The 24,061-nt window shown below is 62.0% G+C and carries 24 protein-coding genes; 9 read left to right on the forward strand and 15 right to left on the reverse strand.

Annotated features, from left to right (window positions below; all coding sequences use genetic code 11):
- Window positions 1-18 precede the first annotated feature (18 nt).
- Complete coding sequence (locus DLD99_RS27370) at window positions 19-765, forward strand: NRDE family protein (protein WP_114886155.1); 747 nt, start codon at window positions 19-21, stop codon at window positions 763-765.
- A 31-nt stretch (window positions 766-796) separates the two neighbouring features.
- On the opposite strand, the gene ptsP is transcribed toward DLD99_RS27370, so the two are convergent.
- Together ptsP and DLD99_RS27380 are read right to left on the reverse strand one after the other, a co-directional pair.
- Entirely contained in the window at window positions 797-3,061 is a 2,265-nt protein-coding gene (ptsP, locus tag DLD99_RS27375; RefSeq protein ID WP_114886157.1) for a phosphoenolpyruvate--protein phosphotransferase, read from the reverse strand.
- A gap of 22 nt (window positions 3,062-3,083) precedes the next feature.
- The gene (locus DLD99_RS27380) at window positions 3,084-3,563 is read right to left on the reverse strand and encodes an RNA pyrophosphohydrolase (protein WP_003229203.1); all 480 of its coding nucleotides are present in this window, start codon (window positions 3,561-3,563) and stop codon (window positions 3,084-3,086) included.
- Between the two features lie 143 nt (window positions 3,564-3,706).
- On the opposite strand from DLD99_RS27380, the gene DLD99_RS27385 reads away from it, so the two are divergent.
- Entirely contained in the window at window positions 3,707-4,363 is a 657-nt protein-coding gene (locus DLD99_RS27385; protein WP_114886159.1) for a histidinol-phosphatase, read from the forward strand.
- A 22-nt stretch (window positions 4,364-4,385) separates the two neighbouring features.
- On the opposite strand, the gene DLD99_RS27390 is transcribed toward DLD99_RS27385, so the two are convergent.
- Together DLD99_RS27390 and ilvA are read right to left on the reverse strand one after the other, a co-directional pair.
- Window positions 4,386-4,811, reverse strand: coding sequence for a DUF2269 domain-containing protein (locus DLD99_RS27390; RefSeq protein ID WP_085731523.1), 426 nt, complete (start codon window positions 4,809-4,811; stop codon window positions 4,386-4,388).
- 39 nt (window positions 4,812-4,850) lie between these two features.
- Window positions 4,851-6,365 (reverse strand): threonine ammonia-lyase, biosynthetic, encoded by a 1,515-nt coding sequence (ilvA, locus tag DLD99_RS27395; RefSeq protein WP_114886161.1) that lies wholly within the window; start codon window positions 6,363-6,365, stop codon window positions 4,851-4,853.
- 146 nt (window positions 6,366-6,511) lie between these two features.
- Here ilvA and rpiA point away from each other — a divergent pair, with 146 nt between their 5' ends.
- Window positions 6,512-7,186, forward strand: a complete 675-nt coding sequence (gene rpiA / locus DLD99_RS27400) for a ribose-5-phosphate isomerase RpiA (RefSeq protein ID WP_114886163.1) — start codon at window positions 6,512-6,514, stop codon at window positions 7,184-7,186.
- Window positions 7,187-7,332: 146 nt separating this feature from the next.
- Here the strand turns inward: rpiA and DLD99_RS27405 are convergent, their stop codons facing one another.
- The 4 genes from DLD99_RS27405 to DLD99_RS27420 form a co-directional block, all read right to left on the reverse strand.
- Window positions 7,333-8,250, reverse strand: a complete 918-nt coding sequence (locus tag DLD99_RS27405; protein ID WP_114886165.1) for an SdiA-regulated domain-containing protein — start codon at window positions 8,248-8,250, stop codon at window positions 7,333-7,335.
- A gap of 106 nt (window positions 8,251-8,356) precedes the next feature.
- Window positions 8,357-9,280 carry an SdiA-regulated domain-containing protein gene (locus DLD99_RS27410; RefSeq protein WP_114886167.1) on the reverse strand — a complete coding sequence of 308 codons (924 nt, stop codon included), beginning with the start codon at window positions 9,278-9,280 and terminating at the stop codon, window positions 8,357-8,359.
- 264 nt (window positions 9,281-9,544) lie between these two features.
- Window positions 9,545-10,210, reverse strand: a complete 666-nt coding sequence (locus tag DLD99_RS27415) for a fumarylacetoacetate hydrolase family protein (protein ID WP_085709017.1) — start codon at window positions 10,208-10,210, stop codon at window positions 9,545-9,547.
- Window positions 10,211-10,250: 40 nt separating this feature from the next.
- Window positions 10,251-11,645, reverse strand: coding sequence for an FAD-binding oxidoreductase (locus DLD99_RS27420; protein ID WP_085709016.1), 1,395 nt, complete (start codon window positions 11,643-11,645; stop codon window positions 10,251-10,253).
- 204 nt (window positions 11,646-11,849) lie between these two features.
- On the opposite strand from DLD99_RS27420, the gene serA reads away from it, so the two are divergent.
- Window positions 11,850-13,079: a phosphoglycerate dehydrogenase gene (serA, locus tag DLD99_RS27425; protein ID WP_085709015.1), complete on the forward strand. Its 1,230-nt coding sequence runs from the start codon at window positions 11,850-11,852 to the stop codon at window positions 13,077-13,079.
- A gap of 63 nt (window positions 13,080-13,142) precedes the next feature.
- Here serA and DLD99_RS27430 read toward each other — a convergent pair whose 3' ends face one another.
- A complete protein-coding gene (locus DLD99_RS27430) occupies window positions 13,143-13,568 on the reverse strand; it encodes a DUF4399 domain-containing protein (RefSeq protein WP_085709014.1) in 426 nt (141 codons plus the stop codon).
- A 134-nt stretch (window positions 13,569-13,702) separates the two neighbouring features.
- Here DLD99_RS27430 and DLD99_RS27435 point away from each other — a divergent pair, with 134 nt between their 5' ends.
- Complete coding sequence (locus tag DLD99_RS27435; protein ID WP_114886168.1) at window positions 13,703-14,287, forward strand: transporter substrate-binding domain-containing protein; 585 nt, start codon at window positions 13,703-13,705, stop codon at window positions 14,285-14,287.
- 6 nt (window positions 14,288-14,293) lie between these two features.
- On the opposite strand, the gene DLD99_RS27440 is transcribed toward DLD99_RS27435, so the two are convergent.
- A complete protein-coding gene (locus tag DLD99_RS27440; protein WP_114886170.1) occupies window positions 14,294-14,779 on the reverse strand; it encodes a 2-thiouracil desulfurase family protein in 486 nt (161 codons plus the stop codon).
- 1 nt (window position 14,780) lies between these two features.
- The gene (locus tag DLD99_RS27445) at window positions 14,781-15,413 is read right to left on the reverse strand and encodes a 2OG-Fe(II) oxygenase (protein WP_085709011.1); all 633 of its coding nucleotides are present in this window, start codon (window positions 15,411-15,413) and stop codon (window positions 14,781-14,783) included.
- A 108-nt stretch (window positions 15,414-15,521) separates the two neighbouring features.
- Here DLD99_RS27445 and DLD99_RS27450 point away from each other — a divergent pair, with 108 nt between their 5' ends.
- Complete coding sequence (locus tag DLD99_RS27450) at window positions 15,522-16,274, forward strand: DUF2059 domain-containing protein (protein WP_114886172.1); 753 nt, start codon at window positions 15,522-15,524, stop codon at window positions 16,272-16,274.
- A 1-nt stretch (window position 16,275) separates the two neighbouring features.
- On the opposite strand, the gene bipL is transcribed toward DLD99_RS27450, so the two are convergent.
- Window positions 16,276-17,226, reverse strand: coding sequence for a phospholipase BipL (gene bipL / locus DLD99_RS27455; RefSeq protein WP_114886174.1), 951 nt, complete (start codon window positions 17,224-17,226; stop codon window positions 16,276-16,278).
- Between the two features lie 97 nt (window positions 17,227-17,323).
- Between bipL and DLD99_RS27460 the strand changes: the two genes are divergently transcribed.
- Window positions 17,324-17,902 (forward strand): DUF6436 domain-containing protein, encoded by a 579-nt coding sequence (locus tag DLD99_RS27460; protein WP_114886176.1) that lies wholly within the window; start codon window positions 17,324-17,326, stop codon window positions 17,900-17,902.
- 102 nt (window positions 17,903-18,004) lie between these two features.
- Complete coding sequence (locus tag DLD99_RS27465; protein WP_114886178.1) at window positions 18,005-20,416, forward strand: penicillin acylase family protein; 2,412 nt, start codon at window positions 18,005-18,007, stop codon at window positions 20,414-20,416.
- 7 nt (window positions 20,417-20,423) lie between these two features.
- On the opposite strand, the gene DLD99_RS27470 is transcribed toward DLD99_RS27465, so the two are convergent.
- Entirely contained in the window at window positions 20,424-21,389 is a 966-nt protein-coding gene (locus DLD99_RS27470) for a GlxA family transcriptional regulator (protein WP_114886180.1), read from the reverse strand.
- 190 nt (window positions 21,390-21,579) lie between these two features.
- Here DLD99_RS27470 and DLD99_RS27475 point away from each other — a divergent pair, with 190 nt between their 5' ends.
- Window positions 21,580-22,221 carry an HD domain-containing protein gene (locus DLD99_RS27475; RefSeq protein WP_114886182.1) on the forward strand — a complete coding sequence of 214 codons (642 nt, stop codon included), beginning with the start codon at window positions 21,580-21,582 and terminating at the stop codon, window positions 22,219-22,221.
- A 58-nt stretch (window positions 22,222-22,279) separates the two neighbouring features.
- Here the strand turns inward: DLD99_RS27475 and DLD99_RS27480 are convergent, their stop codons facing one another.
- On the reverse strand, window positions 22,280-23,170 hold the full coding sequence (locus tag DLD99_RS27480; protein ID WP_085709000.1) for an ABC transporter permease subunit: 891 nt from the start codon (window positions 23,168-23,170) through the stop codon (window positions 22,280-22,282).
- Window positions 23,167-24,048 (reverse strand): ABC transporter permease subunit, encoded by an 882-nt coding sequence (locus DLD99_RS27485; protein ID WP_170931574.1) that lies wholly within the window; start codon window positions 24,046-24,048, stop codon window positions 23,167-23,169. The genes DLD99_RS27480 and DLD99_RS27485 overlap by 4 nt, the downstream gene beginning before the upstream one ends.
- Between the last annotated feature and the right edge of the window lie 13 nt (window positions 24,049-24,061).

Consider the following 24,061-nt stretch of genomic DNA (forward strand, 5'->3'; position numbering starts at 1 on the left):
ACACACAAGGACCACCTTATGTGCCTGATCGTTTTCGCCTGGCGGCCGGGGCATGCCCAGCCGCTGATCGTCGCGGCCAACCGTGACGAGTTCTACGCCCGGCCCAGTCTGCCGCTGGCCCAGTGGCCCGAGTCGCCGCACGTCCATGCCGGACGGGATCTGGAGGCCGGCGGCACCTGGCTCGGCCTCGGCGCCAACGGCCGTTTTGCCGCGCTGACCAACATCCGCGATCCGCATCAACCACCGGCCCGGCGCTCCCGGGGTGAACTGGTGGCGGGATTTCTGACCGGGAACCTGTCCATCGATGACTATTTGTCCGACGTTGTCGCCCGCTCGCCGGAATATGCCGGGTTCAATCTGCTGCTGGGCAATGCCAACGAGCTGTGGCATTTCAACGCGCGTTCTTCGGAACCGGTGATGTTGCAGCCGGGCATTTATGGACTTTCAAACGCGGCGCTGGATACGCCGTGGCCGAAACTGCTCAAGGCCAAGGCGGCATTGAGTGCGGTGCTGGATGATCCGCAACCCAAGCAATTGCTCGCGCTGCTGGGGGATGCGCAGACGGCACCTTTCGCCGAGCTGCCGGATACCGGCGTGGGGCTGGCGACCGAGTCGTTGCTGTCGAGTGTGTTTATTGCCAGCCAGAGTTACGGGACCCGGGCGAGTACGGCGCTGATCGTGCAGGCGGACGGAACGCGGCGGATGGTGGAGCGCAGTTTCGGGCCGTACGGTGGGCATCTGGGGGAAGTGGAGATCAATCTCTGAAGATCGCAGCCCGAAGGCTGCGATCTTCTGTTCAGAGCGGTTTGACCATCCGCGACAGCCCGAGACTCTTCAGCGCCAGTTGCAGCGAGCTGTGGATAACTTGCGGGTTGTCGATGGTCATCAGTTCCGCCAGCAGATCCTTCGCCTTGCTCAGATTGATCTGACGCAGCATCCACTTCACCTTCGGCAAGTTGGTGGCGTTCATGGACAGGCTGTCGAAGCCCATCGCCATCAACAGCACCGCTGCCGCCGGATCACCGGCCATCTCGCCGCAGATGCTCACCGGCTTGCCTTCGGCATGGGCGTCGCGCACGACGATCTGCAAGGCTTGCAGCACCGCCGGGTGCAGATAGTCGTAGAGGTCGGCCACGCGCGGGTTGTTGCGGTCCACGGCCAGCAGATACTGGGTGAGGTCGTTGGAACCCACCGACAGGAAGTCCACCATCCGCGCCAACTCTCTGGTCTGGTAGACCGCCGCCGGAATCTCGATCATCACGCCCACCGGCGGCATCGGCACATCGGTGCCTTCGTCGCGCACTTCGCCCCAGGCCCGGTGGATCAGGTGCAGCGCTTCTTCGAGCTCGTGGATGCCGGAGATCATCGGCAACAGGATCCGCAGGTTGTTCAGGCCTTCGCTGGCCTTGAGCATCGCACGGGTCTGCACCAGGAAGATTTCCGGGTGGTCGAGGGTGACGCGGATCCCGCGCCAGCCAAGGAACGGGTTGTCTTCCTTGATCGGGAAGTACGACAGCGCCTTGTCACCGCCGATGTCCAGCGTACGCATGGTCACCGGTTGCGGGTGAAACGCGGCGAGCTGCTCGCGGTAGATCGCCAGCTGTTCCTTCTCGCTCGGGAAGCGCTGGTTGATCATGAACGGCACTTCGGTGCGGTACAGACCGACACCTTCGGCACCACGCTTCTGCGCCCGCGCCACGTCCGCCAGCAGGCCGGTGTTGACCCACAGCGGCATGCGGTGACCGTCGAGGGTCACGCACGGCAAGTCGCGCAGGGTATCGAGGCCCAGCGCCAGTTGTTTCTCTTCTTCCACCACGTCGGCGAATTGCTTGATCAGCACTTCGCTCGGGTTGGTGTAGATTTCGCCCTTGATCCCGTCGACGATCATCGGGATGCCATCGACCTTGGCGTACGGCAAGTCGACCACACCCATCACCGTCGGAATACCCATGGCCCGGGCCAGGATCGCGACGTGGGAGTTACCCGAACCCAGTACCGAGACCAGCCCCACCAGCTTGCCTTCCGGCACTTCACCGAGCTGGGTGGCGGTCAGCTCTTCACTGACCAGAATGGTGTTGTCGGGGAAAACCATGTTGGTCGTGCGGTCTTCCTGCAGGTAGGCCAGCAGACGGCGACCGAGGTCACGCACATCCGACGCCCGCTCACGCAGGTATTCATCGTCCATCAATTCGAAACGGTTGACGTGGTCGGTCACCACCTGACGCAGCGCGCCCTGAGCCCACTGACCCGTCTTGATCACGGTTTTGACTTCGTTACCAAGGGACGCGTCGTCGAGCATCATCTGGTACACGTCGAACAACGCGCGTTCTTCGGGGCGCAACTGGGTGGCCAGTTTGGTCGACAGGTTGCGCATGTCGGCGCGCACGCCTTCAAGCGCCTTCTTGAACAGTTTTATTTCGGCATCGATGTCGTCGACAGTCTTGTCCGGCACGACATCGAGGTCCGCTGGCGGCAACATGACCACCGCCGTACCGACCGCCGCACCCGGCGAGCCCGGAACACCGACGAACTTGGCTTCCTGGATGCCCTTGCCCTGACGGCCCAGACCACGGATCGACCCGGTGGCCTCGGCGTGGGCGATTACGCCGGCGAGCTGCGCGCTCATGGTCACGAGGAAGGCTTCTTCACCTTCATCGAACTGGCGGCGTTCTTTCTGCTGGATGACCAACACGCCGACGACGCGGCGGTGGTGAATGATCGGCGCCCCGAGGAACGAGGCGTAGCGCTCCTCGCCCGTTTCGGCGAAGTAGCGGTAGCGCGGGTGATCCGCGGCGTTTTCGAGGTTCAGGGGTTCTTCACGCGTGCCGACCAGGCCGACCAGACCTTCGTTGGGTGCCATGCTGACCTTGCCGATCGAGCGCTTGTTCAAGCCCTCGGTGGCCATCAGGACGAAGCGGTTGGTCTCGGGATCAAGCAGATAGACCGAGCAGACCTGGCTGCCCATGGCCTCTTTGACGCGCAACACAATAATCCCCAACGCCGCCTTGAGATCCTTGGCGGAGTTAACTTCCTGGACGATCTTGCGCAGCGTATTGAGCATGGCTCGGGGTCGAACTCCGTCGTCAGTCGCGCGCTAAAAGGCGCGGGGCAAGCTCTTTGAGAGCGCGGCGATACACCTCGCGCTTGAATGTCACCACCTGGCCCAGCGGATACCAATAGCTGACCCAGCGCCAGCCATCGAACTCCGGTTTACCGGTCAAATCCATCCGCACCCGCTGCTCGTTGGAGATCAGGCGCAGGAGAAACCACTTCTGTTTCTGGCCGATGCACAGCGGTTGGCTGTGGGTTCGCACCAGACGTTGCGGCAAACGATAGCGCAACCAGCCCCGGGTACAGGCGAGAATTTCAACATCTTCGCGTTCCAGGCCCACTTCTTCGTTCAACTCGCGGTACAAGGCGTCTTCCGGCGTCTCCTCGGGATTGATTCCTCCCTGTGGAAACTGCCAGGCATCTTGATTGATACGGCGAGCCCATAGCACCTGTCCGGCGTCATTCGTCAGAATGATCCCGACATTAGGACGGAAACCATCGGGGTCGATCACGGCAACAACCTCGCAAACGCATGTCGCCGCATTGTTCCACAAAGCTTGTGAAGGCGGCAACGAAGGTTCCGAGCTTATGTGCACTCTTGTGAAAAGACCGTATTCTTGTGGCCTTTTTACTGACTTTTCAGCGGGTAACTGCAATGCGCCTGGCTTTATTCGATTTGGACAACACCCTTCTGGGCGGCGACAGCGATCACGCCTGGGGCGACTATCTGTGCGAACGCGGCTTCCTCGACCCGATCGCCTACAAGGCGCGCAACGACGAGTTCTACCAGGATTACCTGGCGGGCAAACTGGATAACGCCGCGTACCTGAACTTCTGCCTGGAAATCCTCGGCCGCACCGACATGGCCGTGCTCGAGCAATGGCACAGCGACTTCATGCGCGACTGCATCGAGCCATTGATGCTGCCAAAAGCCGTCGAACTGCTGAAAAAGCACCGCGACGCCGGCGACAAACTGGTGATCATCACCGCCACCAACCGTTTCGTCACCGCACCGATTGCCGTGCGCCTGGGCGTTGAAACCCTGATCGCCACCGAGTGCGAGATGCAGGACGGCCGCTACACCGGGCGCAGCACCGACGTGCCGTGCTTCCGCGAAGGCAAGGTGACGCGCCTGAATCGCTGGCTGGAAGAGACCGGGCATTCGCTGGAAGACAGCTATTTCTACAGTGACTCGATGAACGACTTGCCGCTGCTGGAGCAGGTGGTGAATCCGGTCGCTGTTGATCCGGATCCGAATCTGCGCGCTGAAGCCGAGAAGCGTGGCTGGCCGGTCATCTCGCTGCGCGATTGATCTCGAGATCGGGCGCCGGGCCTTAAACCGGCTTGGCGCCCATCAATCCGGCAATCGCGACAAAGCAGACAAAACTGAACAGCGCCAGGGCAAAGCTGAACCGGCCGACGCCGCCCGGCGTCTTGCGCAAGCGGTTCAAGCGCACCAGCAGCCAGAACCACGCCAGCGCCGCCACGGTGTACAGCACGCTGGAGGCCAGAATCCACGTCTGCCCCAGCGGCCAGCCCACCAGATGTACCATCCACCAGCCAGTGAACGGCATGCTCAGCAACGCCAGGCCCATCAGCAGCCAGACGAACACCCGCGGCCGCTGCAAGGTGCGGCTGCCCGCCGTCACATCACCCTTGCGCCGGGCCAGTAAAACCCAGACGCCCAGCCCCAGCGCACTCGCCAGCAAAACCACGGTGGCGACCATGTGCGCCGTTTTCAGGGCAGTTAACGTTTCCATTGTCGAATTTCCTTATGGCCTGCCCATCAGCGTAGCCGCTCAGCCAAGAAACAGCTGATAGGCCGGGTTGTCGCTTTCGTCCCAGTACGGGTAGCCGATTTCCGCCAGTGCTGCGGGAACCAGATGTCGCTCGTCGTGAGGCACCTGCAGGCCGGCGACCACACGACCGTCCGCCGCGCCGTGGTTGCGGTAGTGGAACATCGAGATGTTCCAGCGCCCGCCGAGCTTGTTGAGGAAGTTGAACAGCGCGCCCGGACGCTCCGGGAACTCGAAGCGCAGCACCACTTCGTCGACCACCTGCGCCGCACGTCCGCCGACCATGTGGCGGATATGCAGCTTGGCCAGTTCGTTGTCGGTGAGGTCGAGCACCGGGAACCCCTGCTCGGTCAGGCTCGCCAGCAGTGCGCTGCGAGGGTCGTTTTCCGGGTGAGTCTGCACGCCGACGAAGATGTGCGCTTCGCTGCCGGTGTTGTAGCGGTAGTTGAATTCGGTGATCTGGCGCTTGCCGATGGCTTCGCAGAACGCCTTGAAGCTGCCGGCCTGCTCCGGAATGGTCACGGCGATGATCGCTTCGCGGCCCTCGCCCAGCTCGGCGCGCTCGGCAACGTGGCGCAAGCGGTCGAAGTTGACGTTGGCGCCGGAATCGATGGCGACGAAAGTCTTGCCGCTGACGCCGCGCTGTTCGACGTACTTCTTGATCCCGGCCACGCCCAGGGCGCCGGCCGGTTCGGTGATCGAACGGGTATCGTCGTAGATGTCCTTGATCGCTGCGCAGATTTCGTCGGTGCTGACGGTGATCACTTCATCGACGTAATCCTTGCAGATATCGAACGTGTGCTGGCCGATCTGCGCCACCGCTACGCCGTCGGCGAAGATGCCCACGGTCGGCAGCACCACGCGTTCGCCCGCCGCCATCGCTGCCTGCAGGCAGTTGGAGTCGTCGGGCTCGACGCCGATGACCTTGATGTCCGGCCGCAGGTATTTCACGTAAGCCGCGATGCCGGCGATCAGGCCGCCGCCGCCCACCGGCACGAAGATCGCGTCCAGTGGCTGCGGGTGCTGGCGCAGGATTTCCATCGCCACGGTGCCCTGCCCGGCAATGGTGTGCGGATCGTCGTACGGGTGGATGTAGACGTAGCCTTTTTCATCGACCAGTTTCAGCGAGTAGGCCAGGGCTTCCGGGAACGAATCCCCGTGCAGCACCACTTTGCCGCCACGGGAACGCACGCCTTCGACCTTGATCTCCGGGGTGGTCTTGGGCATCACGATGGTCGCTTTCACGCCCAGCACTTTCGCCGCCAGGGCCAGGCCCTGCGCATGGTTGCCCGCCGACGCGGTGACCACGCCACGGGCACGTTCTTCGTCGCTCAACTGGGTCAGCTTGTTGTAGGCGCCGCGAATCTTGAACGAGAACACCGGCTGCAAGTCTTCGCGCTTGAGCCAGATGTCGTTGCCCAGCCGCTCGGAGAGCTGGCGAGCGTTCTGCAGCGGGGTTTCTACGGCAACGTCATAAACGCGCGAGGTGAGGATCTTCTTGACGTACTGTTCGAGCATCGGAAAGCATCACTGGCGATTGGGCGGGACCAACGAGTCTAACCCGGCTTTCGGCCGGACGACCACACGATTGCAGAGGTTTTAGCCCGGCTTGCGGCTATAATGCCGGCCTTTCCGTTCTTACCTTGCCCGCTTCCGGAGCCCGCATGACCCAGGATCAACTCAAACAGGCCGTGGCCCAGGCCGCCGTCGACTTCATCCTTCCGAAACTCGACGACAAGAGCATCATCGGCGTCGGCACCGGCTCCACCGCCAACTGCTTCATCGACGCCCTCGCCCAGCACAAGGGTGCGTTCGATGGCGCGGTCGCCAGTTCCGAAGCCACCGCCGCGCGCCTCAAGGGCCACGGGATTCCGGTGTACGAACTGAACACGGTCAGCGACCTGGAGTTCTACATCGACGGCGCCGACGAAAGCGACGAGCACCTGAACCTGATCAAGGGCGGCGGCGCAGCCCTGACCCGCGAGAAAATCGTCGCGGCCGTGGCCAAGACCTTTATCTGCATCGCCGACGGCAGCAAACTGGTGCCGGTGCTCGGCGCGTTCCCGCTGCCGGTGGAAGTGATTCCGATGGCTCGCAGCCACGTCGCCCGCCAACTGGTGAAGCTGGGCGGCGACCCGGTCTACCGTGAAGGCGTGCTGACCGACAACGGCAACATCATCCTCGACGTGCACAACCTGCAGATCACCAACCCGGTGGAGCTGGAAGCGCAGATCAATGCGATCGTCGGCGTGGTCACCAACGGCCTGTTCGCGGCGCGTCCGGCGGATCTGCTGTTGCTGGGTACGAGTGAAGGCGTGAAGACCCTGAAGGCCGAGTAATCTCAGGCTGCCTGCAATTCGCGGGTAGAAGTAAGACCTGTGGGAGCCAGCCTGCTGGCGATAGCGGTATATCAGTCTGCGTAGCCGTCGTCTGACATTCCCTCATCGCCAGCAGGCTGGCTCCCACAGTGGTTTTGGGGTGTTGGTTAATTCTGCGCAGGCTTTCTGAAGACGTAAAACAGATTCGGCTCGCTCACCAGATACAACGTCCCGTCGTCATCCATCGCGATGCCTTCCGCCTGCGGCACAGTTTTCTTCAATCCTTGCCGGCCACCGTTCAACGACATCGTGCTCAACGGGCGCCCGTCCACATCCAGCTCCAGAATCAGCCGCGACTCGTCCGACAGCGCCAGCAGATGGCCGCTGCGCTCGTCGTATTGCAGGCTCGACAGATCGCGCACGAACATCCCGGCATCGCGCTTGGGGTTGTTGATCACATGCACCGCGTAGGACTTTTCCGGGTTGAAGTGCGGAAAGCCGTGCACTTCGTAGATCAGCATCGGATCGCGCTCCTTGGCCACGAACAGGCGCTTGCCCACTGAATCGTAAGCCAGACCTTCGAAACCCTTGTTGCCGCTCATGTGCACGCCGAGTGTCATCTGCTCGGCGTCCGCTGCGTCGAGGAACGTGGTGTCGTGCTCCAGGTGGATCTTGATCAGGCGCTGCTGGCGCTCGTCGGTGATCACGTAAGTGTCGGCGCTGATGAACTCCACCGCCTCCGCATCGCCGAAGCCGATCAGTGCGACACGGCGCAGGATCCGGCCCTCCAGCGACAGCTCGATCAGCTCGGCATTCTTGTTGGTGACGGTGAACAGGCTCTTGCGCACCGGATCGAAGGTCAGCGCGGAGACATCGTCGTTCAACCCCTCAATAGTCCGGGCCTCGATGTCCACGCGGTACTGATCCAGATTGATCGCTTCAATGCTGTGGGGCTGCCAGTGACTTTGCAGGTTGAACCAGGCGCGCTCGAACAGACGCAGGTATTGGCCGATCGCAATCAGTACGATCAGGGCAATCACCGAAAGGATGATCAGAAGTGGCTTGGGACGGGCAAATCGACGCATGCGGACAGGGCTCGGGATCAAAACAGGCGGATGAAATATCACGCCTGTCTGAATCGAAGCTTAAAGGCCACTTGCCCGGAACGACAACCTTGCGGCGGCGGGCTGGTTATTTCTGCTTTTCGAAGCGGTAGAACAGGTTCGGCTCGCTGACCATGTACAGCGTGCCCTGCTCGTCCATGGTCACGCCTTCGGCGCGGGGAATGGTGTTCTTCAGACCGTTGAAACCGCCGAGCAGGGTCATGAAGCTGACTTGCTCGCCCTTCTCGTCCAGTTCCAGTAGCAGGTGCGAGTCGGCGGACAGCACCAGGGTATGGCCGGTACGCGGGTCAATCGCCAGCGCCGAGAGGTTGCGGATGTCCAGATCGTCGTTCGGCAGTTTCTGCTTGTCGCCGGTGAGGGTCTGGCTGCCGTCGCTTTTCCAGGTGAACAGCGCCGGTGGACGCTCTTCGCCCAGCAACAACTGTTGATTGCGGGCGTCCCAGGTGATGGCTTCGAAGGCCTTGTTCTGGTTTTTCGACGGGCCGAGGTCGTATTTCGGGAAATCGTCGCGCTTCAGCTCGCGGGTATCGGCATCGACCTTGACGATCGACAGCATGTGCTCACGCTCGTCGACGATGGCCAGCAAGCCGTTGCCCATGACCGTCACGCCTTCCGGGTTGATCCAGCCCACCAGCGGCATCTTGCGCAGCACGTCGCCCTGCAAGGTCAGCTCGACCAGGAACGGATTCTTGCCCATCACCGAAAACAAGGTCTTGGTCTGCGGGTCGTAGGACAGGTCCGAGGCCTCGTCCTTTTCCATGCCCGGCAGCAGTTTGGCGTCGATCACCACCCGATAGTCCGGCAGCCAGACACTTTCCTTGCGCTCGGTGGGGCTTTCAAAGCGCTCGCGCACCCAGAGCAGGCCGCGGTCATCCCAATGCATGGCATGCGCCAGACCGTACGCGACAGCGACCACCAGCAACAGCCAGTAATACCAGCGCAGGGCGAAACGTGAACGACGGGCAGGGTTGAGCTGAGTTTGAGATGACATCAGAGGACGCGTTCCGAAAATTCAGGCTATGGGTAATAGCACAAAGAGGCCGGCTCAGACGCCAGGATGACCGGAATTATCCGGACAAGATGTGAAAAAAACGGCAAATGGCCGGATTGCCTTATGCCTTTGCGGACGGCACCACAAAAACAAATGTGGGAGCGAGCTTGCTGGCGATGGCGGTGCATCAGTCGAATGAAACATCAACTGACGGTCCGTCATCGCCAGCAGGCTGGCTCCCACAAAGGTATTTCAGTGTTGCAGTCAGCGCACGCTGCTGGTGAAGCGACTGGCGCCCGGCAGTTCCAGCACGATGTCATCGCCAACGTTCAGCGGGCCCACGCCCACCGGCGTGCCGGTCAGGATCACGTCACCGGCCTGCAGCGAGAAGCAGCCGGCCATGTGCTGGATCATCGGCACGATCGGGTTGAGCATCGCGCTGCTGTTGCCGTCCTGGCGCACTTCGCCATTGATGGTCAGGCGGATGCCGATGTCGGTCAGGTCGGCAAAAGTGCTGCCAGCCACGAACGGGGCAATTACCGCCGCGCCGTCGAACGACTTGGCGATTTCCCACGGCAGGCCCTTGGACTTGAGTTCGGCCTGCTTGTCGCGCAGGGTCAGGTCCAGCGCCGGGGCGAAACCGGAGATGGCGTCCAGCACCTCTTCACGGCTCGGTTTGGTCGACAAAGGCTTGCCGATCAACACGGCGATTTCCGCTTCGTAATGCACGGAGCCGCGCTCGGTCGGAATGCTGAAACCGCCTTCCAGCGGCACCACGCAACTGCCCGGCTTGATGAACAGCAGCGGCTCGGTAGGGACCGGGTTGTCCAGTTCCTTGGCGTGCTCGGCGTAATTACGGCCGATGCACACCACTTTCCCCAGCGGAAAATGAATCCGCGTACCGTCGACATACTGGTGCTGATAGCTCATTACCGACTCCTGCCTTCATTGATTCATCAGGGATTGCCAATCAAACCGCGAAGATCTTGCCCGGGTTCATGATGCCGTTCGGGTCGAACACCGCCTTGACCGCTTTCATGTATTCGATTTCCACCGGCGAGCGGCTGTAGGTCAAGTAGTCGCGCTTGGTCATGCCCACGCCGTGTTCGGCGGAGATCGAACCGTTGTACTTCTCGACGGTTTCGAACACCCACTTGTTGACGGTGGCGCACTTGGCGAAAAACTCGTCCTTGCTCAGGTTGTCCGGCTTGAGGATGTTCAGGTGCAGGTTGCCGTCGCCGATATGGCCGAACCAGACGATTTCGAAATCCGGGTAGTGTTTGCCGACGATCGCGTCGATTTCCCGCAGGAACGCCGGGACTTTCGACACGGTGACCGAGATGTCGTTCTTGTACGGCGTCCAGTGGGAGATGGTTTCGGAGATGTACTCGCGCAACTTCCACAGGTTCTGCAACTGGGTTTCGCTCTGGCTCATCACACCGTCCAGCACCCAGCCCTGCTCCACGCAATGTTCGAAGGTTTCAAGGGCGCTGTTGGCCACTTCTTCGGTGGTCGCCTCGAATTCCAGCAAGGCGTAGAACGGGCAGTCGGTCTCGAACGGTGCCGGGACATCGCCACGGCCCATGACCTTGGCCAATGCCTTGTCGGAGAAGAATTCGAATGCGGTCAGGTCGAGTTTGCCCTGGAAGGCGTGGAGCACCGGCATGATCGAGTCGAAATCGGCGGTGCCGAGGACCATCGCGGTGAGGTTTTTCGGTGCACGATCCAGACGCATGGTGGCTTCGACCACAAAGCCGAGGGTGCCTTCGGCGCCGATGAACAACTGGCGCAGGTCATAACCGGTGGCGTTCTTGATCAGGTCCTTGTTGAGTTCCAGCACATCGCCCTTGCCAGTGACCACTTTCATGCCCGCCACCCAGTTGCGGGTCATGCCGTAGCGAATGACCTTGATCCCGCCGGCATTGGTACCGATATTGCCGCCAATCTGGCTGGAACCGGCGGAAGCGAAGTCCACCGGGTAGTACAGGTGATGTTCTTCGGCCGCGTTCTGCAGTTGCTCGGTGACCACGCCCGGCTGGCACACGGCGGTGCGGTCGGTGAGGTTGATGTCGAGAATCTGGTTCATGTAGTCGAACGACACGACCACTTCGCCATTGGCGGCGACGGCAGCGGCGGAAAGTCCGGTGCGCCCACCCGACGGCACCAGCGCCACTTTATGTTCGTTGGCCCAGCGGACGATGGCCTGCACTTGCTCGATGGTCTTGGGAAACACGATGGCGCTCGGCGCCGGGGCGAAGTGCTTGGTCCAATCCTTGCCGTACGCGTTCAGGGAGTCGGCATCGGTCAGGACCTTGCCAGGCTCGACCAGGGTCTTCAGTTCATCAATCAGGGCAGGATTGGTCATCGACAGAACTCTCGAACAATTCATGGTCATCCTGAGAACGCTTCACGTCGCAGGAATGAGTGATTAGCGGGGCGGCTATGCTAGCATACCGACCCCGCAGGCCAGTGCCCAACGGCGGTTCTGCGGTGACGGCTTTCTTGTCGTCAAGGTCAATGTCTGTTGACCATTTCCTGCCATTTTTCTCCGGGATACAGGTTTACGCAGATGAGCAAGACTTCTCTCGATAAGAGCAAGATCAAGTTCCTTCTTCTCGAAGGCGTCCACCAATCGGCTGTCGACGTCCTCAAGGCGGCGGGCTACACCAGCATCGAATACCTGACTGGCTCCCTGCCGGAAGACCAGCTCAAGGAAAAGATCGCTGACGCTCACTTCATCGGCATTCGTTCGCGCACCCAACTGACCGAAGAGATCTTCGATCACGCGAAGAAGCTGGTCGCAGTCGGCTGTTTCTGCATCGGCACCAACCAGGTCGACCTGGAAGCGGCCCGCGAGCGCGGCATCGCCGTGTTCAACGCACCGTACTCCAACACTCGCTCCGTGGCCGAGCTGGTATTGGCCGAAGCGATCCTGCTGCTGCGCGGCATCCCTGAGAAAAACGCTTCCTGCCACCGTGGCGGCTGGATCAAGTCCGCAGCCAACTCCTTCGAGATCCGTGGCAAGAAACTGGGCATCGTCGGCTACGGCTCGATCGGTACTCAGCTGTCGGTCCTGGCTGAAGGTCTGGGCATGCAGGTGTTCTTCTACGACACCGTGACCAAGCTGCCGCTGGGCAACGCGACCCAGGTCGGCAACCTGCACGAGCTGCTGGGCATGTCCGACATCGTCACCCTGCACGTACCGGAAACCGCTGCGACCCAGTGGATGATCGGCGAGAAGGAAATCCGCGCCATCAAGAAGGGCGGCATCCTGATCAACGCTGCACGCGGCACCGTGGTCGAGCTGGATCACCTGGCCGCTGCGATCAAGGACAAGCACCTGATCGGCGCCGCCATCGACGTGTTCCCGGTCGAACCGCGCTCCAATGACGAAGAGTTCGAAAGCCCGCTGCGCGGCCTGGACAACGTGATCCTGACCCCGCACATCGGCGGTTCCACCGCTGAAGCGCAGGCCAACATCGGTCTGGAAGTGGCAGAAAAACTGGTCAAGTACAGCGACAACGGTACCTCGGTATCGTCCGTGAACTTCCCGGAAGTGGCCCTGCCGGCTCACCCTGGCAAGCACCGTCTGCTGCACATCCACGAGAACATCCCGGGTGTGATGAGCGAGATCAACAAGGTCTTCGCCGAAAACGGCATCAACATCTCCGGTCAGTTCCTGCAGACCAACGAGAAGGTCGGCTACGTGGTGATCGACGTCGACGCCGAGTACTCGGAGCTGGCGCAAGAGAAGCTGCAACACGTCAACGGCACCATCCGTAGCCGCGTGTTGTTCTGATCCGGCGCTGAGCGACAAAAAAGGGAGCCCCTCGGGGCTCCCTTTTTCATGCCGCTGGAAAAATCATTCCACGGTGATGGTGATTTTCTTCGAGACCACGGGCGGATCGAAAGCCATGTGGTTCTTGTCACCCAGCTCCAGCTGCAGGGTGTGCTTGCCTGGCGCCAGTTTGATCTCGGCGAAGGTCTGGGCCTTGCCGAAATGCATGTGGTTAGCGTCGGTCGGTACCACTGCACCGGCCGGAACGATCTCCTTGGCGTCGATCAGCAGATGGTGGTGACCGGTATTCGGCGTGGCATCACCAGCCGGTGCCAGCGCGACGTCCTTGGTGCCGAACTTGACGGTGAAGGTCTGCGAAACCTTTGCTCCGTCTTCGGGAGAAACGATGAACACTTCGGCCCCCTTCGGCGCCGGCGTGGCCGCACTGGCCAGCACCGAAACGCCCATCAGCAAACCAGCCAAAGCAGCACGTGACATGAATGTTTTCATTCTCTTCTCCAGTTTTTCCGTAAAATCCGCGCGGTCATGACAACTTCATGACCATTCGTTGTCGAAGGCACTCGACAACCATAGCAAAGCGAGCCTGACCAACAGGCCGCGACAATGATTTCAAAGGAGTGACCATGCGTTTTCTGCCTGGCCTGATCTGCCTGCTACCCCTTCTGAGCCCGCTGGCTCACGCCGAACTGATTGATGACGTCAACGACCGTGGCGAGTTGCGCATAGCCCTAGAGGCTAATACACCGCCCTTCAATTTCAAGGACGGCGACACACTCACGGGGTTCGAGGTCGAGCTTGGGCAACAGCTGGCCAACGAGCTGGATGTACGCGCCGACTTCATCGTCACCGACGAAGCCGATCTGCTCCAGGGCGTCGAAAGCGGCAAGTACGACGTCGCGCTCAACCACATAGCACTGACCCCGGAACTCAAGGATCGTTTCGACGTGAGCCAACCTTACACGCAGGTCAATGCGCAGCTGCTGGCGAAAAAGGATGAACAGCCCCGCCCGCTGGTGCTGGTCCAGGCGTTGACGGAAGAGAAACCGAAGGTCGGGCCGCCGGTGGATCTGGCGATTCCGTTTCAGAAGGGCAATCCGGCGTTTCAGGCGAGTCTGGAGAATGCGTTGCAGCGGATCAGGGCGGATGGGCGGCTGGAGGCGTTGTCGCAGAAGTGGTTGAGCGTGCAGGCCGCTGAAGACCTGAAGTGACGGTGTCTAGTCGAGTGCCTTGAGCGCTTGTGCAGCCTGCGGCAGTTCAAGTTCGCTGAAGACCTGCACCCCATGGCGCTTCAGCAACGCGGCAGTTACCCCTTCGCCACTCACCTTCACCCCACTGAACGTCCCGTCATAGGTCAGCAGATTCCCGCAGGAAGGACTGTTGGCCTTGAGCACCGCTACGCGAATCCCGTGCTTCTGCACCAGTTCCAGCGCCTGGCGGGCGCCATCGAGAAACTGCGTACTGACGTCTTCGCCTTCGGTGGTGATCACCGCCGCAAGGCCATCGAGCACTTCACTGCCCTGCCCGCCCGGAATCTCCGCCGCCGCCCGAGGCGTCGGCAAGCCGCCGGCGACTTCCGGGCACAACGGTACGACACGCCCCTCGGCAATCCACTGCTCCAGCAGATCGAACGGCCCGCTGGCCCCACCGTCGTAACGCACGCGGTGACCCAGCAGGCAGCGGCTCACAAGGATTTTGTGCATCTCAGAACGGCTCGTTGCCACGGCGGCGAAACCAGCCTGTCAGCGACAAGCGCTCGCGTTGCGCCGGCAACACTTCATGAGGGACTTCACCGGAGAGGAACACCACCAGACAACCGCCGGTGGGTTGCACGTCATGGACCCGATCGCCCTCCAGATACATGCGCAACTGCCCGCCATCCTCCGGCAGCCAGCCGTCGTTGAGGTAGATCACCGCCGAGACCATGCGCCGGTCATCGTCGCGAAAACGGTCGACATGCTTGCGGTAGAACGCGCCCGGCGGGTACAGGGCGAAATGGCATTCGAAGTCCTCCAGACCGAGGAACAGTCCGCGATTGAGGGCCTCGCGCAGGCTGTCCATCAGGTTCAGATAACGGTCGCTGGCCTCGGCCTGGCCGGGATCGATCCATTGGATATGGTCGCCGCGAATGCCCTCGCGGACCTCCGAAAACGGCCCGCGTCCGACGCCCGCCGGTGCCAGTTCACCTTCGGCCTCACGTTTACGGCACTCGGCAGCCAGCGCGCGGGTCAGATCCGCAGGCAGGAATATGTTCTGCTGCGACCAGCCACGCTCGGCCAGGTCGTCGACGATACGTAACAGCAGCGGGTGTTCAGAGGATATTTGCATGGCGCGCATAGTATGCCTGCGGCAAGAATTCCGACAGAGCCACGCGGCGGCTTGATACGAATTCTCGACAAGTACTGGCACCGCACGGAGAATAGTCCGCTGCCGACAGGAGTCCCTATGCGCCGTTTGCTTTTTTCACTGTTGATGTTCTGCGTTTTGCCCGCCTGGGCAGACGGCCACGACCAGTTGTACAAGGTCGCCGGCTGGCCGGACCAACGTGCGCATTTCAATGACGCCCTGAGCGCCGCGCAACAGCGTTACCAGAGCAGCCTGCCGCCAGCGGTGTTTCAGGCGCTGGTGAGCAACAGCAATCAGCGCTTTGCTCCGCAAGCCGTGGATCAACGGGCCGAAGCGCAACTGCGCAAGAACCTTGCCGATCCGAAACCGGCTCTGTCGTTCTTTCAGTCACCGCTGGGCAAGAAAATTGTCGCCGCCGAACTGCTGGCGACCCGTCGCGATCAGTTGGCGAAAAACGCCAAGGGCCTGCCGAAGATGCCGGCTAGCGACAGCCGCCTATTGATCATCGGCCACCTCGCCCAGGCCCTGCCCGCCCGCGAAGCCGGTGCCGAAGTCAGCCTGGCGATTGCCGGCGTGGCGGCGGACAGCCTGAGTTCGATGATCCCCGGCCTGCTCGGCGGCGGTCAGGCCCAGGGCATGTTGAACGGTCAACGCCAGCGCCTGATGGATCAGATCGGCGCCGATCTGAACAACACGCTGCTGTACGTTTATCGCGATCTGTCGGATGAAGAGCTGGAAGAGTTCGCGACCTTTGCCGAGTCCACCGAAGGCAAGGCCTACTATCAGGCCGCGCTGGCGGCGATTCGCGCCGGGCTGGCCGTCGGCCAGAGCACCTCTAACCTCAGCCAGTGATCTAGGGATTGCGGCCCTTGATCCGCTTGTTCAAGAACTCGAAATACTCCTCGCGCATCTCTGCCGTTTCATTGGCCAGATGATGCCGCGCCTCGGCCAGCAGCAGAATCTGCGGCCGGTCGAACTTCCATTTCATCACTTGCAGGTTGTGCTGCCAGTCCACGGTCATGTCCGCCTGACCCTGGACGATCAGCGGCCGACGCGGACTTTTCTTCGCGTATTCCACCCGTTTGATCCAGCGTGACAGCGCCCCGACCCAAGCCGTTGGCAGGCGCTTGGGCTGCAACGGATCGGCCTGCAGGAACGGCAGGAAATCCGGGTCATTGGAATTCTCGCTGAAGCGCCGGGCGATGCCCCGGACAAAAGGCCGCAACAGGTAATAACTGAACTGCGACCAACCCCAGGCCCGTGGGCGCACCAGCGGCGCCAGCAAAATCAACTGCCCCTGGGCCGGGCTGTTCTCACCGTGATTGAGCACGTGATCGACAATGATCGCACCGCCTGTGCTTTGCCCGCACAGGTGCCACGGCTGCGGCAACGCAATCGAGCGCGCCTCGGCGAAAAGACCTTGCAGCGCATCCTGATACTCGGAGAAATCGCGGATGCTCGCCCGTGGCCCGCTCGACAGACCATGCCCGGGCAAGTCACAGGCAATCACTGCGAACCCCAGATCCAGCGCCCACTCGATCACATGCCGGTAGAGGCCGGTGTGATCATAAAAACCGTGCACCAGAAACAGCGTGGCCTTGGCCGTTTCCGCCGGCCACCAGCAATGGCTGACGAGTTCGTAACCATCGACATCGAAGCGGCCCATGCCGCGCCAGACATCGCGCTCCGGGAAGTCGGTCCTGTAGAACCGCTGATACGCCTTCGCCTCCTCGGACAACGGCTGCCACTCGGCCAACGGCTTGAGGCTCGCACGCAGATGATCGGGATCGAAAGCAACAGACATGGGCAATTCCAGAACGGTAAACAGACTTTATCGGCCTGCGATATTCATCTGTCGCGGCAAGCATGGCAAGCTAGCGCGCCTCCGAGGATCGAAAACCATGCGCCCGCCCTACCGCACCGCACTGTTTGCCAGCCTGCTCGCCATCGTGTGTGCCGGCGTGCTGTGGGCCGCGTACGACTGGTTTCAGGGCCGCTATCTGCGGGCGTTCAGCGAACACACCGCGGTGTTTTCCGGCGACCCGTTGCGTCTGCCCGACGACCTCGCCGGCCCCGGCAATATCCGCCTGGTGCACTTCTGGGACCCGGCCTGCCCGTGCAATGTCGGCAATCAACAGCATCTGACCGAGATGGTCGAACAGTTCGGCCCCAAGGGCGTCGAGTTCTTCGCCGTGCAGAAGGCCGGCAGCCACGGTCAGTTGCCCGCCACCCTCAGCAATCTCAAGACCATCGCGGTGCTGCCCGGCTCCGAACAGATCCCCGCCAGCCCGGCCGTGGCGATCTGGGACCGCAGCGGCAAACTGGCTTACTTCGGCCCTTACAGCGAGGGGCTGACCTGTAATTCCAGCAACAGTTTTATCGAACCGATCCTGCAGGCGTTGAGTGATGATCGTCCGGTGAATGCCACCCACACGCTCGCGGTCGGTTGCTACTGCCCGTGGCCGGTGGAGACGAAGTAAGGCATTCCGGACATTTCAAGGACAGCGATGCACGGCACACGAGGCGTGTGCTAATTGTTTGCAGCCCGACGGGCGGCAATCCCGAATGCACAAGGAGTCACCATGAAACGCGTCTTCACCGTTCTTGCCTTGCTCATCGTTGTCCTGCTCGCCGCCGGCGGCTGGTACGTGTACAGCAAGCAACCGACGCGTCAGGGCCAGGTGGAACTGCGCAACCTGCAAGGCTCGGTGACCGTGCGTTACGACGAGCGCGGCGTGCCGCACATCCGTGCCGAAAACGAAACCGACCTCTATCGCGCCCTCGGCTACGTGCACGCCCAGGACCGACTGTTCCAGATGGAAGCCATGCGCCGCCTGGCCCGGGGCGAACTGGCGGAAGTGCTCGGACCGAAACTGCTCGACACCGACAAGTTGTTCCGCAGCCTGCGCATCCGCGAGCGCGCCGCCAGTTACGTGGCCGGCCTCGACAAGCAGTCACCGGCGTGGAAGGCCCTGCAAGCCTATCTGGACGGCATCAACCAGTATCAGGACTCGCACGCCGCACCGGTCGAGTTCGACGTGCTGGGCATCCCCAAGCGGCCGTTCACTGCCGAAGACACCATCAGCGTCGCCGGCTACATGGCCTACAGCTTCGCCGCCGCGTTTCGCACCGAGCCGCTGCTGACCTACGTGCGCGATCAACTGGGCGCCGATTACCTCAACGTCTTCGACCTCGACTGGCAGCCCAAGGGCGTGCTCGCCAAGGGCCGCGCCGGTACCGCACCGGCTCTCGCTGCCGAAGACTGGAAAGACCTGAACGCCCTCGCCCGCCTCAGCGAACAGGCACTGATCGACAACGGCCTGCCGCAGTTCGAAGGCAGCAATGCCTGGGTGATTGCCGGCAGTCGCAGCAAGGGCGGCAAGGCGTTGCTGGCCGGCGATCCGCACATCCGCTTCTCGGTGCCATCGGTGTGGTACGAAGCGCAGCTATCGGCACCGGGTTTTGAACTCTACGGCCATCATCAGGCGCTGGTGCCATTTGCGTTCCTGGGGCACAACCTGGATTTCGGCTGGAGCCTGACCATGTTCCAGAACGATGACCTGGACCTGATCGCCGAGAAGGTCAATCCGGACAACCCGAATCAGGTCTGGTATCACGGCCAGTGGACAGACATGGTCAGCACCGAGCAGCAGATCGCGGTGAAAGGCCAGGCGCCGGTGACCCTCACCCTGCGTCAGTCGCCCCACGGGCCGATCGTCAACGATGCGCTCGGTACAGCCGCCGGGAAAACCCCGATTGCCATGTGGTGGGCGTTCCTCGAAACGCCGAACCCGATCCTCGAAGGCTTCTACCAGCTCAACCGCGCCGACACCCTGGCCAAGGCCCGTGCAGCAGCAGCCAAGGTGCAGGCGCCGGGGCTGAACATCGTCTACGCCAACGCCAAGGGCGATATCGCCTGGTGGGCTTCGGCGCTGCTACCCAAGCGGCCGGCCGGGGTCAAACCCGAGTTCATCCTCGACGGCAGCAGCAATCAGGCGGACAAGGACGGCTACTTCCCGTTCAGTGCCAACCCGCAGGAAGAGAACCCGGCGCGGGGCTATATCGTCTCGGCCAACTTCCAGCCCGTATCGCCGACCGGCATGGAGATTCCCGGTTACTACAACCTCGCCGACCGCGGCCAACAGCTGAACCGCCAGCTCGCCGACAAGAACGTGAAGTGGGATAACGAAGCCAACCAGAAGCTGCAACTGGGCACCACCACCGGTTATGGCCCGCGCGTGCTGGCGCCGCTGCTGCCGGTATTGCGTGAAGTGGTGACCGACCCGGCGCAGCTGAAACTGGTCGAGCAACTGGCGCGGTGGCAAGGCGACTACCCGCTGGATTCGGTCAGCGCCACGGTGTTCAACCAGTTCCTCTACGACCTGGCCGACGCGGCGATGCGCGATGAGCTGGGTAACGACATGTTCGAGACTCTGCTGTCGACCCGCGTGCTCGACGCAGCGCTGCCACGCCTGGCGGCGAATGCCGATTCACCGTGGTGGGACAATCGCAATACCCCGGCCAAGGAAACCCGCGTCGACACCGTGCGCACCGCGTGGCAGGCCAGCATCACGCACCTGAAACAGACCCTCGGCGACGATGCCTCCGGCTGGCAATGGGGCAAGGCGCACACGCTGACCCATGGTCATCCGCTGGGGCAGCAGAAACCGCTCGACCGCATCTTCAACGTCGGCCCGTTCGCCGCACCCGGCTCCCACGAAGTACCGAACAACCTCTCGGCGAAGATCGGCCCGGCGCCGTGGCCCGTGACTTACGGCCCGTCGACCCGGCGGCTGGTGGACTTCGCGGATCCGGCCCACAGCCTGACCATCAACCCGGTCGGCCAGAGCGGCGTGCCGTTCGACAGCCACTATGACGATCAGGCGGAGGCGTATGTGGACGGGATGTATGTGCAGGCGCATTTCAGTGATGAAGAGGTGACGGCGAATACGCGCAGTACCCTGAAGCTGTTGCCGGCACGGGCGGCGCAATAAGCGCCGCTCAAACCATCGCCGCAAAATTCAGCCGAAACTGCTGCGGCGTCACCCCCAGCCTCCGGTTGAACACACTGCGCATGTGTTGCGCATCGCGAAACCCGCATTGATAGGCCACCGTCTTCAGCGGCGCCGTGGTGCTTTCGAGCATCACCCGCGCCGCATCCACCCGCGCCCGCTCGACGAATTCCGCCGGGGTGACTTTCGCTTCGCGGGCAAACACCCGGGAGAAATTCCTCGCACTCATGTTGGCGGCATTCGCCAGGTCGGCAATGGTCAGGTCGCCGGTGAGGTTGGCCAACACGTATAGCTGCACCATCGCCACCGCCGACGTCGGTTCGGCGTGGGGCGTGAGGAATGGGCTGAACTGCGACTGCCCGCCCGAGCGCTGGGTGAACACCACCAGCCGCTTGGCCACGCTCAGCGCCACTTCGGCTCCGTAATCACGCGCCAGCAGGTACAGCGACAGATCGATCCCCGCCGTCACCCCCGCCGAGGTGTAGAGCTGGCCATCCTCGACGTACAACCGATCGGCTTCGACCCGGCTCGACGGGCACAACTGCGCCAGCGCCTCGGCGTCATTCCAGTGGGTGGTGACCGTGCGCCCCTCCAGCAACCCGGCACGGGCGAGCATGAACGCACCGTTGCAGATCGAGCCGAATCGCCGCGCTCGCCCGCAAGCCTCGCGCAACCACGCATCAAACGCCTTGCCGAAATCAAGGAACGGCAACTGCGGTCCGCCGGCCACCAGCAGCAAGTCATACGCTTCCTGCACATCGCTGAAATGCCGGTGCGCACTCAGGGTCAGCCCGTTGGAACACGCCATCGGCCCGCGTTCGACGCCGATCACTTCGAGCCGGTAATGATCCTCCGCCGCCAGAAAACGATTGGCCTCGGCGAACACGTCCATGGGCCCGCTGACGTCCAGCGCCTGCACGCCGGGGAACACCACGATGGCGACGGTTTTGTTCATGGCGATGTCGGCTCCCTGGGAATGGCGAATCAGCGCCAACCCTAGCCAATCCGCGCCGCAGAAGCGAGCTGGCACGATTTGCAGGTGGAATGGCAAGGATCGCAGCCATGGATCGATTGTCCGCTTTAGCCCCCAAGAACAGACTTTCCCCATCAGCGCCGCAACGGCGTTTTCGACGAGGAAGCTCAACATGACCACGACCATCGCCGGTATCAAGATCCCCGACAGCGCCCTGGCCCGGGCCACCACCGAGTACATCCGCGACATCGAATCCGACCTGCTCTACCACCACTCGCGCCGGGTGTTTCTGTTCGGTGCCTTGAGCGGCGAACGCCAACAACTGGCTTACGATCCGGAACTGCTGTACGTCGGCGCGATGTTCCACGATCTGGGTCTGGTCGAAGGTCACCGCAGCGATGACGAGCGCTTCGAAGTCGATGGCGCCAACGCGGCGGCGGCGTTTCTCAAGCCTTACGAGCTGAGCGACGACGACATCGAGCAGGTCTGGCTGTCGATCGCCCTGCACACCACGCCTGGCGTGCCGAAGCATTTGCGTCCGACCGTGGCGCTGGTGACGGCGGGTGTCGAGATGGATGTGCTGGGCATGGACTACGCGGCGTTCACCACGGTGCAGCGCGAGGCGGTGGTGCATGCGCATCCACGGGGCGAGGGTTTCAAGGAGTGCATCATCTGCGCGTTTGCCGACGGCTTGCGTCATCGCCCGCAGACCACATTCGGCAATGTGAAGACCGATGTGCTGAAAGATCAGATGCCGGGTTTCAAGCCGATGAATTTCGTCGAGGTCATTCGCCAGTCTCCGTGGATTTCCTGACGGGCATAAAAAAACCTCGCGGCCGTTACCGGTCGCGAGGTTTTTTGTGTTTGCAGACTTAAGCCGCTTCCGGCGTCTGCGCCCGGCGCACGTCCGGTTGTTTCCACGAATCGGCAGCGCCTTCTTCGATGGCTTGCTGGATCGCCTTGCGGCGCGATTCTTCGGCACGGCGGCTGAAGAACCAGACCATGAAGGTCACCAGCGACACCGCCAGCAGAATCAGGCTGGCCACGGCGTTGATCTCGGGCTTCACGCCCAGACGCACCGCCGAGAACACTTCCATCGGCAGGGTCGTCGAACCCGGGCCGGAGACGAAGCTCGCCAGCACCAGGTCGTCCAGCGACAGGGCGAACGACATCATGCCGCCCGCCGCCAGCGACGGCGCGATCATCGGGATGGTGATCAGGAAGAACACCTTCCACGGCCGCGCACCGAGGTCCATCGCCGCCTCTTCAATCGACAGGTCCAGCTCACGCAGGCGCGCCGACACCACCACCGCCACATATGCGGCACAGAACGTCGTGTGGGCGATCCAGATGGTGACGATGCCACGTTCCTGGGGCCAGCCGATCATCTGCGCCATGGCCACGAACAGCAGCAACAGCGACAGACCGGTAATCACTTCGGGCATTACCAGCGGCGCGGTGACCAGGCCACCGAACAGCGTGCGGCCCTTGAAACGGGTGATGCGGGTCAGCACGAATGCCGCCAGCGTACCCAGCGCCACCGCCGCGACGGCGGTGTAGCAGGCGATCTCCAACGAACGCACCACCGAGCCCATCAGCTGGGTGTTGTCGAGCAGGCCGACGTACCACTTGATCGACCAGCCGCCCCACACCGTTACCAGTTTCGAGGCGTTGAACGAGTAGATCACCAGGATCAGCATCGGCAGGTAGATGAACAACAGGCCGAGCACCAGCATCAGGCTGGAGAAACGGAAGCGCTTCATTCTTTACCCTCCATTTCCTTGGCCTGACTGCGGTTGAACAGGATGATCGGCACGATCAGGATCGCCAGCATCACCACCGCCAGGGCGGACGCCACCGGCCAGTCACGGTTGTTGAAGAACTCTTGCCAGAGCACTTTACCGATCATCAGGGTTTCCGGACCGCCGAGCAGTTCCGGGATCACGAACTCGCCCACCACCGGGATGAACACCAGCATGCAGCCGGCGATGATCCCGTTCTTGGACAGCGGAACAGTGATTTTCCAGAAGCTGTTGAAGGTGCTCGAACCCAGGTCCGACGCGGCCTCCAGCAGGCTGGTGTCGTGTTTCACCAGGTTGGCGTACAGCGGCAGGATCATGAACGGCAGGTACGAATAGACGACGCCGATGTACACCGCGAGGTTGGTGTTGAGGATCTGCAGCGGCTCGTCAATCAAGCCCATGCTCATCAGGAAACCGTTGAGCAGGCCGTTGTTGCTGAGGATGCCCATCCACGCATAGACGCGGATCAGGATCGCGGTCCAGGTCGGCATCATGATCAGCAGCACCAGCACCGTCTGCACTTCCTTGCGGGCACTGGCGATGGCGTAGGCCATCGGGTAGCCGATCAGCAGGCACAGCAGCGTGCTGAAGAACGCCATCTTCAACGAACCGAGGTACGCCGAGATGTACAGTTCGTCGTCGCCGAGCATCGCGTAGTTGCCCAGGTTCAGCAGCAACTGCAGCTTCTGCTCGGCGTAGGTGTAGATCTCGGTGTACGGCGGGATGGCCACGTCCGCTTCGGCGAAGCTGATCTTCAGAACGATGAAGAACGGCAGCATGAAGAACAGGAACAGCCAGATGAACGGCACCCCGATGACCAGTTGGCGGCCACCGGGAATTATTCGATTGAGC

The organism is Pseudomonas kribbensis, from assembly GCF_003352185.1.
GTDB lineage: Bacteria > Pseudomonadota > Gammaproteobacteria > Pseudomonadales > Pseudomonadaceae > Aquipseudomonas > Aquipseudomonas kribbensis.